The organism is Neisseria sp. P0022.S009, assembly GCF_051956675.1.
Taxonomy (GTDB): domain Bacteria; phylum Pseudomonadota; class Gammaproteobacteria; order Burkholderiales; family Neisseriaceae; genus Neisseria.
This window is the reverse complement of the sequence record NZ_JBQCXE010000006.1, coordinates 1-14,337: the sequence shown is the minus strand read 5'-3', so window position 1 is coordinate 14,337 and position 14,337 is coordinate 1. Positions and strand designations below refer to the sequence as shown.

The 14,337-nt window shown below is 50.4% G+C and carries 14 protein-coding genes; 2 read left to right on the top strand and 12 right to left on the bottom strand.

Going from position 1 to position 14,337, the window contains the following annotated elements; genetic code table 11:
• Positions 1-3 precede the first annotated feature (3 nt).
• The 5 genes from ACTHUG_RS08695 to def form a co-directional block, all read right to left on the bottom strand.
• Positions 4-597 carry a DUF4390 domain-containing protein gene (locus ACTHUG_RS08695; RefSeq protein ID WP_440386602.1) on the bottom strand — a complete coding sequence of 198 codons (594 nt, stop codon included), beginning with the start codon at positions 595-597 and terminating at the stop codon, positions 4-6.
• A complete protein-coding gene (gene rsmB, locus ACTHUG_RS08690) occupies positions 563-1,822 on the bottom strand; it encodes a 16S rRNA (cytosine(967)-C(5))-methyltransferase RsmB (protein ID WP_314577454.1) in 1,260 nt (419 codons plus the stop codon). Before rsmB ends, ACTHUG_RS08695 begins: the two co-directional genes overlap by 35 nt.
• Before the next feature lie 47 nt (positions 1,823-1,869).
• Complete coding sequence (locus ACTHUG_RS08685) at positions 1,870-2,388, bottom strand: O-acetyl-ADP-ribose deacetylase (protein ID WP_440386603.1); 519 nt, start codon at positions 2,386-2,388, stop codon at positions 1,870-1,872.
• A 33-nt stretch (positions 2,389-2,421) separates the two neighbouring features.
• The gene (gene fmt, locus ACTHUG_RS08680; RefSeq protein ID WP_440386604.1) at positions 2,422-3,348 is read right to left on the bottom strand and encodes a methionyl-tRNA formyltransferase; all 927 of its coding nucleotides are present in this window, start codon (positions 3,346-3,348) and stop codon (positions 2,422-2,424) included.
• 135 nt (positions 3,349-3,483) lie between these two features.
• Positions 3,484-3,987 carry a peptide deformylase gene (def, locus tag ACTHUG_RS08675; RefSeq protein WP_003678675.1) on the bottom strand — a complete coding sequence of 168 codons (504 nt, stop codon included), beginning with the start codon at positions 3,985-3,987 and terminating at the stop codon, positions 3,484-3,486.
• Between the two features lie 234 nt (positions 3,988-4,221).
• On the opposite strand from def, the gene ACTHUG_RS08670 reads away from it, so the two are divergent.
• The gene (locus ACTHUG_RS08670) at positions 4,222-5,487 is read left to right on the top strand and encodes a LysM peptidoglycan-binding domain-containing protein (RefSeq protein ID WP_003749229.1); all 1,266 of its coding nucleotides are present in this window, start codon (positions 4,222-4,224) and stop codon (positions 5,485-5,487) included.
• 308 nt (positions 5,488-5,795) lie between these two features.
• Here the strand turns inward: ACTHUG_RS08670 and ACTHUG_RS08665 are convergent, their stop codons facing one another.
• Positions 5,796-7,211, bottom strand: coding sequence for an OmpP1/FadL family transporter (locus ACTHUG_RS08665; RefSeq protein ID WP_440386605.1), 1,416 nt, complete (start codon positions 7,209-7,211; stop codon positions 5,796-5,798).
• Between the two features lie 176 nt (positions 7,212-7,387).
• A complete protein-coding gene (gene pyk, locus ACTHUG_RS08660) occupies positions 7,388-8,860 on the bottom strand; it encodes a pyruvate kinase (RefSeq protein ID WP_049348624.1) in 1,473 nt (490 codons plus the stop codon).
• A 221-nt stretch (positions 8,861-9,081) separates the two neighbouring features.
• Here pyk and ACTHUG_RS08655 point away from each other — a divergent pair, with 221 nt between their 5' ends.
• Positions 9,082-9,585, top strand: coding sequence for a hypothetical protein (locus tag ACTHUG_RS08655; RefSeq protein ID WP_440386606.1), 504 nt, complete (start codon positions 9,082-9,084; stop codon positions 9,583-9,585).
• A gap of 65 nt (positions 9,586-9,650) precedes the next feature.
• Here the strand turns inward: ACTHUG_RS08655 and ACTHUG_RS08650 are convergent, their stop codons facing one another.
• The 5 genes from ACTHUG_RS08650 to pyrB form a co-directional block, all read right to left on the bottom strand.
• On the bottom strand, positions 9,651-9,779 hold the full coding sequence (locus ACTHUG_RS08650) for a hypothetical protein (RefSeq protein ID WP_440386607.1): 129 nt from the start codon (positions 9,777-9,779) through the stop codon (positions 9,651-9,653).
• 23 nt (positions 9,780-9,802) lie between these two features.
• Positions 9,803-10,666, bottom strand: a complete 864-nt coding sequence (locus tag ACTHUG_RS08645; protein WP_070836923.1) for a GNAT family N-acetyltransferase — start codon at positions 10,664-10,666, stop codon at positions 9,803-9,805.
• 275 nt (positions 10,667-10,941) lie between these two features.
• Positions 10,942-11,607: a hypothetical protein gene (locus ACTHUG_RS08640; protein ID WP_440386608.1), complete on the bottom strand. Its 666-nt coding sequence runs from the start codon at positions 11,605-11,607 to the stop codon at positions 10,942-10,944.
• Between the two features lie 193 nt (positions 11,608-11,800).
• Positions 11,801-12,259 carry an aspartate carbamoyltransferase regulatory subunit gene (pyrI, locus tag ACTHUG_RS08635; protein WP_003749219.1) on the bottom strand — a complete coding sequence of 153 codons (459 nt, stop codon included), beginning with the start codon at positions 12,257-12,259 and terminating at the stop codon, positions 11,801-11,803.
• A gap of 10 nt (positions 12,260-12,269) precedes the next feature.
• A complete protein-coding gene (gene pyrB, locus ACTHUG_RS08630) occupies positions 12,270-13,190 on the bottom strand; it encodes an aspartate carbamoyltransferase (RefSeq protein WP_188213381.1) in 921 nt (306 codons plus the stop codon).
• Positions 13,191-14,337 lie beyond the last annotated feature (1,147 nt).

Here is a 14,337-nt window from a genome sequence, read left to right as displayed (position 1 = left end):
GGTTTACTCCTGCATGACCGACAAGGATTTCCAACCCGAATCCAAATGCCAATTTTTAGAAGTCAGGGCATTGATTTGGAACGGTTTGGGCAGCTTGGCGGTTGTCAGCAGCAGGCGGATTTCAGCCTTCGTGTCTTTGGCGGCCACATCACTCAGCGCGCCTTTGGACAAAACCTTCCAATTTGCGACCGCGCCCACTGCGCGCAAGGCAGTCTCAAGCGTGTCGTACTCGGTAGAAAACGTACCGACGGTAACGCGATAGCGGTTGGTCAGCGGATGGAAGGATAATTTATATTGAATCGTGCTGTCGTTGTTGAGCAGTTGGTCGAACTTGAATTTATAAGACGCCACGGACGGCGCCGACAGCTGCCAACTTAAATTGAAATGCAGGGGGACGCCCTGTTTGAGTGCTTCTTTGAGCTGATCGGGCAGGTCGGTGCGGAAACGGCTGCTGACGGAAAGCTGTCCGGCATGGGTCAGCTTTGCCTCGGCACGGGTCGCACTGATGCCCTCGCCCGCCGCGTTCAGCGACACGGCGAGCAAGAGCGGTACAATCAGCGTTTTACTGCTTTTTAATAAGCGCGTAATAAAAGCCATCTTGATGTTTGTTCGGTAAAAGCACATGCGATTCGATCAACTCGGCATCGGCATGGCGGTTAAGGAATTTTTGCAATTGACCGTCGTTTTCTTCGACAAAGACCGAGCAGGTAGCCAGCAACATCCTGCCGTTTTTCGTCAGGGTCTGCCACAGCGCGTCTAATAATGCTTCCTGTTGGCGTGCGGTTTTGACGGCATCGGTCGGTCGGCGCAGCCATTTGACGTCGGGATTGCGCCGCGCCACGCCCGAAGCAGTACACGGCACATCGGCCAAAACAGCGTCAAAGGCCTTACCATCATACCATGCCGCCAAGTCCTGCGCATCGGCACAAGCCAAAGAGGCCGTCTGAAAGCCTAAACGGTCAAGATTGCTCTTCACCCTGTTCAGACGGCCTTCGTCTATATCCAAAGCGGTAACATGACAATCTGCCAATTCCAAGATATGGCCTGTCTTACCGCCCGGCGCCGCACAGGCATCGAGGATGCGTTCTCCGTCTTTCGGGTTCAACAAATAGGCAGCACGCTGCGCACCAAAATCCTGCACAGACACCAGGCCGTCTGAAAAACCGGGCAGGCGGCTTACCGGCACGGCTTCTTCCAACATCACGGCGTATTCGTCCAACGCCCTGGCCGCAATACCTTCCACAGCCAGTTTTTCCAAATAGCTTTCGGCATTGCCGTGTCGGCGGTTGACGCGCAAAGTCATCGGCGGATGCGATTGCAGCGCAGTGGTGATGTTGTGCCAATGTTTCGGATAATGGTTTTTCAAGTAAGCCACCCACCACAGCGGCAAATTGTGTTTCGCCACATCGTCTTTTTTACAAGAAGCCGCGAGCTTGTCGCGTTCACGCAAAAAGCGGCGCAAAATTGCATTGGCAAACGAGCGGAACTGGCCGCGGCCGATTTTGGCAATGCTTTCCACCGCCTCATTGACCACGGCATGAGGCGCGTTGCGCGTGTAATGCAGTTGGTACATCGCCGCCAAAAGCAGGCTTTCAAGCTGCGGATTGTCAATCGGCTTCTTCAGCATTTGCCCAAGCATATGTTTCAAACTGCCCAAATAACGTTGGCAGCCATAGGCAATATCCTGCAAGGCGCCGTTTTCCTGCGCCGTCAGCTGCGGATGCGCCGCGCGGATTTCCGCCAAAACATCCTGAAGATTGCGCCCTTCGGCAACCGCGGCAACGCTGTCGGCGGCCAGTTTTTGGGCGAGGGACATACTCATATTTTTGCTTTCTGATTCATAATTTGATTTCAAGTGTTCGGCGGATTTCAGACGGCCTGTTCGGCAGCCAGCAATGCCCGATAATATTCGGCATCTGTTTTGGAAAAACAGCAAAAGATGATTTTTTCCACTGCCGGACATTGCGGCAGGGTTTGCTTCAAACTCTCCAAAGCGATACGCGCGGCGGCTTCGACCGGGAAGCGGTACACACCGGTGCTGATGCACGGAAAGGCGATGCTGTGAAGATCGTGTTTCTGGGCAAGCAGCAAGGAATTGGCATAAGATTGTGCCAATTTAGCCTCTTCATTTTGTTTTCCGCCAAACCATACCGGCCCGACCGTGTGGATGACAAAACGCGCAGGCAAACGGTAGCCTTTGGTTATTTTGGCTTCGCCTGTGCGGCAACCGCCCAAAGTGCGGCACTCGTCCAGCAGCTCTTTGCCCGCGGCACGGTGTATCGCACCGTCCACGCCGCCACCGCCCAACAGCGATGAATTGGCCGCATTGACAATCGCATCGACTGCCAATCGGGTAATATCGCCCTCGACCACTTCAAAAACAGCCATTGTTTTCTTTCCTCTACGTTGGTTTCCAGCCTGTTACAAAACCGTCCCGATTTCAATCGTCCGGCCTGCCGCAAATGCCTGTATGCTCATGCGTTTGCTGCCGGAAGGCTGCAATTCGGTGATGTTCAGCGCGTTTTCACCGCACGCCACCAGCAGGCCGTCTGAAGTGCAGGACAATACTTCGCCTGCCTTACCCTGTTTGGCCACCACTTCGGCACACCAGATTTTCATCGGCTTGCCTTGATATTCCACCCACGCAGCGGGAACGGGGTTGAAGGCGCGGATTTTGCGTTCAATCACAGCCGCGCTTTCATTCCAATCGATACGCACCTCTTCTTTGCTTAATTTTTGAGCATAGGTAACGCCTTCTTCAGGCTGTTTGACCGCATTCAGACGGCCTTCCGCCTGCAGACGCTGCAAGTCGGCAACAATCGCTTCCGCGCCCAAACTCATCAACGCGTCATGCACTTCGTTGGCGGTATCCGTAGGCTGGATGGCGTAGCGGTGTTCGCTAACCACATCGCCGGTATCCAAGCCGATGTCCATCTGCATGATGCACACGCCGGTTTCGGCGTCGCCGGCTTCAATCGCACGTTGAATCGGTGCCGCGCCGCGCCAACGGGGCAACAGCGAGGCGTGAATATTGAGGCAGCCGTGTTTGGGCGTATCCAACACTTCCTGCGGCAAAATCAAACCATACGCGGCCACCACCATCACATCCGCGCCCGTATCTTTGAGCATTTGCAGGGCTTCGGCGTTATTGCGCAACTTTTCCGGCTGCGCCACGGTCAAACCCAATTCCAAGGCTGCCTGTTTGACCGGCGATGCGGTCAACTGCATGCCGCGGCCTTTTGGGCGGTCGGGCTGGGTCAACACCAGCGGAATTTCAAAACCTGCGGCGGCGATGGCTTTCAAGGCGGCGGCGGCAAAATCGGGCGTACCGGCAAAGATGACTTTCATGTTGTGTCCTTGTGGAAATGGTTTGAATGGGCGCGTTGGGCAAACTGTTTCAGCTGAAAAGGCCGTCTGAAAGATTGAAAACCGAAGTCTGCCTTCTGTTTTGTCTTTTCAGACGGCCTTTAAGCGATGCTTAGGTCAGATGGTGTGTTTCTGACGTTTTTTCAGTTTGGTTTTGATGCGGCCTTGTTTCAGCTGCGACAGGTGTTCGACAAACACGATGCCCATCAGGTGGTCCAATTCGTGCTGCACGCAGATTGCCAACAGGCCGTCTGCTTCCAGCGTGAATTTCTCGCCTTTTTCGTTCAAGGCTTCGACTTTGACGCGCTCGGCACGGGTCACGGTATCGTAAATGCCCGGCACGGACAGGCAGCCTTCTTCGTAAGTCGTCTCGCCGTCTTTTTCGACAATAACGGGATTGATGAACACGCGCGGCTCGCTGCGGTCTTCGGTCAAATCCATCACGACGATGCGTTCGTGTACGTCGACTTGAGTGGCCGCCAAGCCGATACCGCGTGCTTCGTACATGGTTTCAAACATATCGGCAACCAATGTCTGGATGCGCTCGTCGATTTTTTCAACAGGTTTGGCGACCGTGTGCAAACGCTCGTCAGGGTATTGGAGGATGTTCAGTAAAGCCATAATATTCTCGTTTTATAAAGCTGATGTGTGATTTTCATACAGATTTGGATTCCGCCGCCACAATCTCCTGTCATGACAGCAACATTCAATGCTAAAATAACGCCGAAAAATGTTAAGATAGCGCGACAGAGGCCGTTCGTTATCGTATTGATGGATGGGCGGCAGTTTCGCAAACTCCAGCCTTCTCTATTTATCATCTGAAGACAAACCAAACCGATTTCAAGGGGAACGGTTATGCAACAACGTATTATAACCCTGCTTTGCATGGCAGGCATGGCTATTTCTGCCCACACTCAGGCAGCTTCTTTAAAAATCCGACCCAATGCGCCGCAACGCTACGTCGTTAAAAACGGCGATACCTTGTGGGGTATTTCCGGCAAATATCTGTACAGCCCGTGGCAATGGAACCGCCTTTGGGGCGCCAACCGCAACGCCATCCGCAATCCGCATCTGATCTATCCGGGGCAGGTGTTGGTTTTACGCTACGTCAACGGCCAGCCGCGACTGGGTTTTGAACACGCCCAAACCCGTTCAGACGGCATTCCCGTGATCAAACTGCATCCGCGCGTACGCGAAACTTCCGGCTACGGTATTCCAACTGTCAACGTCAACCTCTACCGCATGTTTATGAAACATCCGCAGATTATCGCTCCGGAAGAAACCGCCAACGCGCCGCGCCTTATTGCAGGCCCCGACAACCGCGTCCTCTACACCCAAGGCAACCGCGTGTACGCATACGGCCTGACCGAACCCGGCCGCTACCTGACCTACCGCGTCAATAAAAACATCACCGATCCGGAAACCGGCAAATTCCTCGGCCAAGAAGTCGTGTTCAGCGGCATCGCCAACACGCTGCCTTACACCGACTCCGCCTTGGAACACCGTACCCGCGCTTCTGACGAAAAACTCAAAAGCAACGAGTATTACACCCAAGTCAACAAAGTCATGAAGCTGCGCACCCAGTCCGCGCAACCTTTGGTTATCGAAGAAGCCGTTTCTGAAATCCGCAAAGACGACTATCTGCTGAAACTGCCCGAAGGCCTCGACAGCTTCAATGTGATGCCTCACGCCCCTGCCCGTCCGATTCAGGCCAAAGTCGTTTCCATCTTCGACGGCGTGGGCGAAGCCGGCCAGTTCCAAACCATTACTTTGGATAAAGGCGAACTCGACGGTTTGGACAAAGGCACGGTGGTCAGCCTCTACAAACGCGGCCGCCAAGTCCGTGTGAATCTGTCCAACAACCTGATTCGCAAGCCGAAAGACAAAGATACGGTTGAATTGGTTTCCATTCCAGCGGAAGAAATCGGGTTGGCAATGGTGTACCGCACATCCGACCATCTGGCCTCAGCCATTATTTTGGAAAGCCTGAACAGCGTTTCCATCGGCGATACCGCCTCCGAGCCCGGCCGCGATTTGGACAATATGGCCGATGAAAAAACCATGGACAAACCGGCCGAAGACGAACAGGAAAGAGAAATCGAACTGGAAGTCCGCAGCTGATTGAGCTTTCTTAGCAGCCATCCAGCAAACAAAGGCCGTCTGAAAACCTGTTTTTCAGACGGCCTTTTGATTTCCGCCCATTAAATAAAATTGGTAACACGTTGTTTAAAGCGCAAACAATATCTCATGTCTTCAGCTATTTATCAGCTCTCCCCTTTTCTATTGTTTTCCCGTTCTGCCATTCCAATCAGAAATATGAAAAGCCCGATACGCTATTTATTGCCTGTTGATTGTTCCATCTGTTCCTGCCAATCAAAAAGGCCGTCTGAAATCTTCAGACGGCCTTTTTATCCACAACTCAAATCCGATTATTTGAATTTGTAAGTGTATTGCAAGCCCAAGATGTCTGCTTTGTTTTTGAAGCGTGCAGAAGATGCACCGCGGCTGTCTACGTCGTTGCCGCTGGCTTTGCCGGTGCGGTAAACCGTGTCATTGATGTGGATATGGCTGTACGCCGCATCGATGACATGATTTTTGCCCAGTTGATATTTAGCACCAACGGAGAACCAGATACGGTTGCCGTCAGGCAGGCTGTTCATGCGGTCTTCGGCGCTTTTAACCGGTGATTTGTCGAAAGCGATACCGGCACGCAGTTGCAATGGTTCGGTAACTTGGTAAGAGCCGCCGAATGCGACTTTATAAGTGTTGCGCCAGTTAGGCGTGATGACGGTACGGTCAGATTTGCCGTTGACAACGTTTTTGGTATTTTCAAACACCAGCTCGGCTTTGTTGAAGCGGCTGTGCCGCGTCCAAGTCACATCGCCGAACAAATTGGTTTTGTCTGTAGCGCGGTACATACCGTGAACGGATAAAGACTCAGGCGTGACGATTTTGACGCTGGCTTTTTCGTTCGGCACATAACCGCGTGCAGCCATTGCACCCAAGTCCCAAGCGCGTTTTGCATATGCGCCGTCAGCTTCCCAATCGGCAGTGCCTTTCAGCGTATGCGATACTTTGGAACGATAGTTCACACCCACGCGTGCGCGGTCGTTGATGTCCCACATCCACGCCAGTTGATAGCCGAAGCCCCAATCGTGGCCTTTTACATCGGCATGACCGTCAGCCTTGCCGGTCGCATCGACAGCAACGGGACGGCCTGCTTGACGGGAAGCCAAGCCGCTTGCCAACTGGCTGATGGCGCCAGAAGCGTCCCAGTCGGAGTATTTGCGCAATTCGGCTTTGGAATATTGGGCAATCAAACCGGCACCGACGGCGTGCTGCTCATTCAGTTTCCATGCGACTACCGGCTCGATGGCAATGGTGGTCAAACCCAGTTTGTTGATGTTGTGGCGCAATACGGAATCTTTTTCATATTCGGTTGCAGAGCCGAAGGGAACGTACACGCCCAAACCCAAAGTGACATCGTCGCTGGCTTTGTACGCGCCATAGATATGCGGAGCAACGGTGGTTTCGGTAATTTTGCCGCTGGTCGAACCGCTGACATCGGCACCCGTGCGGAAGTGTTTTGCAGATTCCGCCTCATAGTGAATGCTTGGGAAAACGATATTGGCGTTGACGGAAATTTGGCTGCTGTCAAGTTTGCTCAAACCGGCCGGGTTGTAGAAAATGGTTGATGCATCGGCGGCTTCGGCGGCGGCGGCGTTGGCCGTGCCTTGTGCATTAACGGATTGTGTGCCGAAGTGGTAGCCGGAGGCCTGGACGGCGGTAGATAACAGTGCTGCGCTTAAAATAAATGCTGTTTTTTTCAGATTGAAATGAATCATTTTGGTTTACCGTGAAAGTAGCGGACAAAGAAAAAGGCCGTCTGAAACGTCCTTTATTGATTTAGTATAGGCACTCAATTCTATACTACATCATTATTTTTGCCTAATCTTTTCTTTTTTTACACAAAAAAAGCAGGCTAAAACAGCCTGCTTTTCCAATCATCGGATCACTGCAATTATTTGACCTGCAACACTTCCAGCGTATTGGTCGAACCGGATTCGCGCATTTTCGAACCGCTGGTGATGATGTATTGGTCGCCGCTTTGGAGGATTTTGTGTTCTACCAGCATGGCTTCCACTTCGTTCAGCGCGGTATCGTGGTCGGTACTGGTGGCCAAAATCAACGGACGCACGCCGCGGTACATCGCCATACGGCGTTGTGCTGAAACACTCGGCGTCAGGGCAAAAATCGGCAGGGTGATGTTGTGGCGGCTGACTTCGAAGGCGGTCGAGCCGCTTTCAGTCAGGGCAACAATGGCTTTGGCGTGAACTGCGCGCGCCACGCTAACCGCACCGCCGGCAATCGCCAAGTTGGTGCTGACGGCTTCGGGATACTCGACCTGTTCGGCAACGCCGTTGAGTGAATCTTGTTCTTTTTCCGCAGCCGCACAAATAATCGCCATTTGGCTGACGGTTTCAAACGGATACGCGCCGACGGCGGTTTCGGCGGAACACATCACCGCATCGGTACCGTCCAATACTGCGTTGGCCACATCGCTGACTTCCGCGCGGGTCGGTACAGGATTGGTAATCATGGATTCCATCATTTGAGTTGCGGTGATGCTGAAGCGGCGCAACTCACGGGCGCGGCGGATCATGCGTTTTTGCAGGGCAGGTACGGCGGCATGGCCGACTTCCACTGCCAAGTCACCGCGGGCAACCATAATACCGTCGCTGGCAAGGATGATTTCGTCCAGGTTTTCAATGGCTTCTACGCGCTCGATTTTGGAAACCAAACCGGGGCGTACGGCGGTGCTGCCTTTCATTTCTTCTTCGACTTTGGCGCGTGCGATGTGCAAATCTTCGGCAGATTTCACAAAGCTGATGGCCAAGTAGTCGCAACCGATGGCAATCGCGGTTTTCAAGTCGCGGAAGTCTTTTTCGGTCAACGCACCGGCAGACAGGCCGCCGCCGCGTTTATTGATACCTTTGTTACTTTTCAGCACATGGCTGTTTTCCACCCTTGTAATAATCTTACTTCCTTCAACCGCTTCAACGGTCAAAGTCAACAGGCCGTCGTCCAGCCACAAAACATCGCCGGCAGCGACGTCATTGGGCAAATCGCGGTAGTCCAGGCCAACCGCTTCGCGTGTGCCTTCGCCTTCAAGCGCGGCATCCAAAATCAAGGTTTCACCCTTATTCAGCTCGATGCTGCCGCCTGCAATTTTACCCACGCGGATTTTAGGTCCTTGCAAGTCGGCGAGGATGGCGATTTCCTGACCCGCACGTTTCGCGGCTTCGCGTACGATACGGGCATTTTCTTCATGAAACTCCGGCGTACCGTGGCTGAAATTGAAACGGACGACATTAAGGCCGCCGACACGGATCATGTCTTCCAACAATTGTACATTGTTGCTGCCCGGACCCAGTGTGGCGACAATTTTGGTATTGTGGCTGATACGGGTTAAATCACGTTGCAATTGGCTCATGTAAACGTCCTTTCCTGTTGATTTCACGTTTGATAATGAAGAGGATTGTACTCTTAATGCAATAATGTTGGCGTAAAATTACATCATTTTCTGACTTAAACTAAATTTATTTTTGCATTAACCTACTTTCCTATCGGATACAATATACCCTCACGTCGTCATGTTTAATTTTCAGACGGCCTCAATCATCCGAATAGAATACTGAAATATCCGACCGATCCATGAAACGTTTTTTGACTCCTCTGCCCATCGGCATCGTTTTGGCCGACCTGATATACGGTTTCGTCCTGAATGTGATGCAAGGCTTAAACTTGCAACAAACTGCATCCAACCAGTCCGGCACGCTTTCCGTTACGCCCGACATCGCCTTCAACAGCCTGCAAATCGTCGCCAACGGCGGCATGGTCTGCATCATCGGCTTCGGTTTGATTGTTTTGTTCCAACTCAACCGCGCCGTATTACGCCGACAAATCCTGCCCATCGGTATTTTCCGAACCCTCGGCCTGTTGGCTGTTTTGGCATTCAGCATTTCGTCTTTATGGGAATGGTTGCATGCCGCTTTGTCGCTGCTTTCCGGCCGCAATGTTTTAAACTTCAGCAACCCGCGTTATCTGGTTACCGCAACCTGCATGCCCATTATTGCTTTCTTGTGCATCTTGCGCCTGTACAATTGGTATCGCCTGCATCGGACTGTTGCCACCGACGACACCTCCGCTACCCTCTAATCAAGCTGCAAAAAGGCCGTCTGAAACAGAAAAACCTATTTCAGACGGCCTTGTCATTATATGCCTCAACGTTGATGGCTGATTTCTACACCGGCCTTAATCTCGCCATACATTTGCGAGCTGCCTTGCCCGCTGCCTGATGCGCAGGCCGCCAAACTCAGTGCCAAAACAACCGCAGTCAAAATCTTCAACATTGGATTCCCTCTTTCCACAAAAATTATTTCGGGTCGCAACGGAAATGGTACGCACAAATTTCAAATCCGTTTTTGAAGTAGAGACGATGCGCATCTGCACGGTCATGGTTCACATGGACATTCAGATGGATTTTGGTTGCGCCGGTTTCCGCACCGATTTTGCGTACTTCTTCCAACAAGCGCGAAGCATAGCCTTTTTGGCGGCATTGAGGCATGGTCACGATGTCGTCAATATGGATATGGTAACCGCTGGCCAAGTTGTACGCGGCATGGAAACCGCATACGGCTACGGCATTTTGTTTGCCTTCTTCAAAAATGCCCAGCAGGCGGTAGCCGGTTTTACGCTGATGTTCGTTGATTTGTTCGACAAAACGGTGAATATCGGTCAAAGAAGAACGCAAAATGCTCAATGCCGCAAAAGCGGTTGCAGTTTCTTCCGGCGGAATTTCACGTAATACGCCGACCACAGGCGCGGCAGCTTGAGGCTCAGGCTGGGTATCGGCCGCTTCGGCACGCTCGGCGGCGTGTTTTTCTTCAATCGCCTGCGCCAACAAAACGCGCTCGACCGGCACTTCGCCCTGCTGCTTGCTTTCCTGCTCTTTGAGTAAGGCTTTGCAGTCAATCACGCGCAAATCATTATCCGCCGCAAAGTCCATCAAGAAACGGAACATTTGCGGATTGTCTTCTTCCAACTTTTTATCGACCGCTACACAACGGACATTATCCACCAAAATCGGGCGCACCCAATTAGAATAGGAAAGGCGGTTGTCTTTAGTAAAGGAAGACAAAATACCACACAGGCGCTCCGCCCAGTCGCTTGGTCGGAAAATCTTGCCTTTGCTGGTCGTACCATGGATCACAACTTCATAAGGATTACACACTAACATAAGCAGCTTCCTGAGAGTAAATGGCTGAAGGAATATTTCGCCAGTGCCAACATCAGAAAAAGTTCCGATACATAGCAACAGATTATTGAAAAAATATCAGTAGGGTTTTGAAATACGACAATGATGAGACGGCTTGCCGATCCTGACAATCCGTTTCGAATTCTTTGATTATTATACCCGATACGCCTCTTTTTCTTCAAAAATCATTTGAAAAATAACAACAGGCCGTCTGAAAACAAGTATTTCGGTTTCAGACGGCCTGCATATTTTGAATATCAATACAACAATTTCTTGCGGGGCTTTTGCTCGCCGCTGGATTTAATTTCTGACAAATTGAAATTCAGTATGCTCAAATCCAAAATGCTTTCAGAAGTGCATTGATCGCCAAAGGCATTTTCATAAGTGGCCTTCAGTTTCAACACGCCGCCAAATGTCTGATCCGGCAATTCGGCAGCCAGCGCCAACATGCTTGCAAACACGCCGCCATACAATTCGCCCGATGCCAGCATATCCACGCCGCCGGAAAACATTTCCAAGCGCATCACTGCATCGGCAACCAGCTTGCTCGGCAAGTGATCCGGCAAAGGCTCTGCCTCAAAACGCACATTCTTCGCCAAGCCCTTACCGCTATTGCGGACAACCAAAACCAATAAATCCGTTTGACCGTCAGAACGCTGCAACGTCGCATGTAAAACCGGATGAATGCTCTCTTTTTGAATCAGCTGCTCACGGTGCAACATCTTGCTTTTAGCTTTGGATCGCGCAGAGACGACGGCCCAAATCAACCAAACAAATGCAACGGCAGAAATGGCTGTAACCAAAAGGGGAAGATTGGCCAAATAGGCTTGCTGATTAAACCAAACTTGTGCGGCTAAAAATCCGGCAAAGAAAATCAAGACGTATAAAATTGGGGCAAACCGGCTTTGTATGGATGAGTGCATGAGTTTTCCTACATTTCGTATCATGTTATTAAAAAATAATGCCTTTCGGGCGAATAATGTCATCAACCCGGAAGGCATCATTTTAACGTAATTTTAACGCAACTTGGCTTAATATCTTGCTTTTTATCATCTAATGTATCAAGCAAACAACTCAAACCGTATAGCCGTATTTTCAGACGGCCTGAGATTTTTATCAGGCTTCGGCAACCGAATCACGCGAGAAGGTTTTTTCGCAATAATGACATTTCAAACGCGTCTGCCCATGATGTGAGCGGACATAAAAACGGCTGATGACCGGCTCGCCATGACTGGCGCAATTGGTATTCGGACAGCGGAATACCTCCGAAATTTCATCCGGCAATGATAAATGCTGTTTCTCAACGACCTTAAACCGATCGATTTTGTTGACCACTGCCTCAGGGGCAAACAAAGCCAAACGGTTTGCCGCATTGGCATCCAACCATACGCCGCTGATTTTAATAATGTCTTTGCTGCCCTGCGTTTTGCTGGGCAAATTGAAGCCAACCGTTACTGCATTGCCATAATGCAACAGCTTGAACTGCCTTAAAATGGCCAAGCCTTTACCGGCAGGAATATGGTCAATGACCGTACCTTGTTCGATCGCTTCCACGCTGAGTTTTGAGTTTTCCATCTTTCGCTCCTTAAACTTCTTCGTTCAATACCAAAGACAAAATCGCCATCCGTGCATACACACCGTTGGTTGCCTGTTCAAAATAATAGGCATGAGGTGTTTTATCCACATTCGGATGAATTTCATCTACCCTCGGTAAAGGATGCAAGACGCGCAAATTGAGTTTGGCATTTGCCAACATTGACGCATCAAGATTGAATTTACCCTGGATTTTGGCAAATTCCTGCTCATCAAAACGTTCACGCTGAACGCGGGTCATGTACAAAATATCCGCCCATTCGACCGCTTCTTCCAAGCCGGGCAAAATTTGATAAGGGCAACCTGCCTCTTCCAGCTCTTCAGTGATATAGTCCGGCATCGCCAAGCTGGGAGGGGAAACAAACGCAAATTCACAACCCCAACGCTTCAGCGCCTGACATAATGAATGTACCGTACGGCCATATTTTAAATCACCGGCCATCGCAATCTTCAAATTGCTCAAACTGCCCTGCGTTTCATAAATCGTTACCAAGTCCAAAAGCGTCTGACTCGGATGTTGGTTGGTACCATCGCCGGCATTAATCACGGGCACGCTCGAAAACTCGGCCGCCACACGGGCCGCACCGTCTTTCGGGTGTCGCTGAATAATCGCATCCGTATAGCTGGAAATAATCCTCGCAGTATCCGCAAGCGTTTCACCCTTTTTCGCACTGGTATTCGCGCCATCGGAAAAACCGATAACTTTCCCACCCAAACGCTGTACCGCCGTTTCAAAAGACAAACGCGTACGGGTGGACGGTTCAAAAAAGCACGAACCAATCAACTTGCCTTCAAGCAAATCTTCACGAGGCTGCTTTTTCAACTTCAAGGCCGTCTGAAGCAGCAATTCGAGCTGCTCCGTCGTCAAATCTGAAATTGAAATAATATGTTGCCGATAAAGCGGATTAGGCATGACCATTCCTTCCCATAAAAAAACCCGCAAAGCGGGCGTTTCAAGCAAACCGATTCCATCGTTGTCCGGCATAATTCCCACCGGACAGTCTCAACCATGTTTCTACCACACCCATGAAATCTCCCGCATTATCGCATATTTAACAGACGACTGCTTCTATCAAGTTTTCAGACGGCCTAAGACCTTTGCAAAAAATCCTTCATCCCCAACAGCCAAAATTCAAACACAGGGATTTGACAGTTTCCTTTTATCTTCCCAATACTCGCATCTTGTAGGAGCAAACAAGCGCAAGTAAGCTGTTAACCGGTTCAACGATTCAAACATATCGCTTTCGAATAGCGTTGCACACCCATGTTGCCTAAAGCAAATTAGGTTCACAGCCTGATTTACAGTGAAACGTAACAAAGCTTTGTTCAACTACATAACGGGTTTTTCAACAAATATTCGGTTGTGTTTGATTTGCGTTTCCGTCGATGAGTTGTTGCAAAGGGGTTTGCGATAATGCAGGTCTGTAGCTGATGTTTTTCTAGGTGCCATCTGTTTTGCCGCCGTAGCCTTTGATCGTGCATTCTGCTATACCTTATCTTGTCGATATTGACGGAGTGATGTGCAGTTTCTCGATATAGCCTTTCAAAATAGATACACAGATATCTGTTTGCTGTATCAACCAGCTTTTTACCCTGCAGACAATGCTATCTTTGCTTGGTGTAATTTGTCTGCAGCCTTATCTTTTATTGTCCTTACCCATGACCACTCGGGCCATCTGAATAATGTTGCATCAATAACTTAAACTACCAATTTCTCTACTTTCAAACTTTTTCTGCTCAATTTACAGTTAATTTCCAATAGTTCTGATCAGGGCATTACCTTCTGCCGGCTGGTGGCAGTGTCAACATAAGGTACTGGATTTGAAATATTCAGTTCGTCAAAATAATAAAACGGGTTAAGACAATAATGCAGTACTCGAGGTTAAGAGCAGCCTACCAAAAGACGTGCCCGAGCTTTACTTTCTTATCTCCTTTCCACCCTATTGTCACCCCATAAAAGGCTTACACTCCGCATCATTACCCCTAAATATCTCCTCGCCGTCCGCACAACTACCCTTCCCCTTCATCTTCCCGCACACCACCGCCGTCAACGACTCGTT

Excerpts from the sequence above, each read along its gene's own strand:
- ACTHUG_RS08695 (WP_440386602.1), bottom strand. The coding sequence starts at position 597 with ATGGCTTTTATTACGCGCTTATTAAAAAGCAGTAAAACGCTGATTGTA.
- rsmB (WP_314577454.1), bottom strand. The coding sequence starts at position 1,822 with ATGAGTATGTCCCTCGCCCAAAAACTGGCCGCCGACAGCGTTGCCGCG.
- ACTHUG_RS08685 (WP_440386603.1), bottom strand. The coding sequence starts at position 2,388 with ATGGCTGTTTTTGAAGTGGTCGAGGGCGATATTACCCGATTGGCAGTC.
- fmt (WP_440386604.1), bottom strand. The coding sequence starts at position 3,348 with ATGAAAGTCATCTTTGCCGGTACGCCCGATTTTGCCGCCGCCGCCTTG.
- def (WP_003678675.1), bottom strand. The coding sequence starts at position 3,987 with ATGGCTTTACTGAACATCCTCCAATACCCTGACGAGCGTTTGCACACG.
- ACTHUG_RS08670 (WP_003749229.1), top strand. The coding sequence starts at position 4,222 with ATGCAACAACGTATTATAACCCTGCTTTGCATGGCAGGCATGGCTATT.
- ACTHUG_RS08665 (WP_440386605.1), bottom strand. The coding sequence starts at position 7,211 with ATGATTCATTTCAATCTGAAAAAAACAGCATTTATTTTAAGCGCAGCA.
- pyk (WP_049348624.1), bottom strand. The coding sequence starts at position 8,860 with ATGAGCCAATTGCAACGTGATTTAACCCGTATCAGCCACAATACCAAA.
- ACTHUG_RS08655 (WP_440386606.1), top strand. The coding sequence starts at position 9,082 with ATGAAACGTTTTTTGACTCCTCTGCCCATCGGCATCGTTTTGGCCGAC.
- ACTHUG_RS08650 (WP_440386607.1), bottom strand. The coding sequence starts at position 9,779 with ATGTTGAAGATTTTGACTGCGGTTGTTTTGGCACTGAGTTTGGCGGCC.
- ACTHUG_RS08645 (WP_070836923.1), bottom strand. The coding sequence starts at position 10,666 with ATGTTAGTGTGTAATCCTTATGAAGTTGTGATCCATGGTACGACCAGC.
- ACTHUG_RS08640 (WP_440386608.1), bottom strand. The coding sequence starts at position 11,607 with ATGCACTCATCCATACAAAGCCGGTTTGCCCCAATTTTATACGTCTTG.
- pyrI (WP_003749219.1), bottom strand. The coding sequence starts at position 12,259 with ATGGAAAACTCAAAACTCAGCGTGGAAGCGATCGAACAAGGTACGGTC.
- pyrB (WP_188213381.1), bottom strand. The coding sequence starts at position 13,190 with ATGCCTAATCCGCTTTATCGGCAACATATTATTTCAATTTCAGATTTG.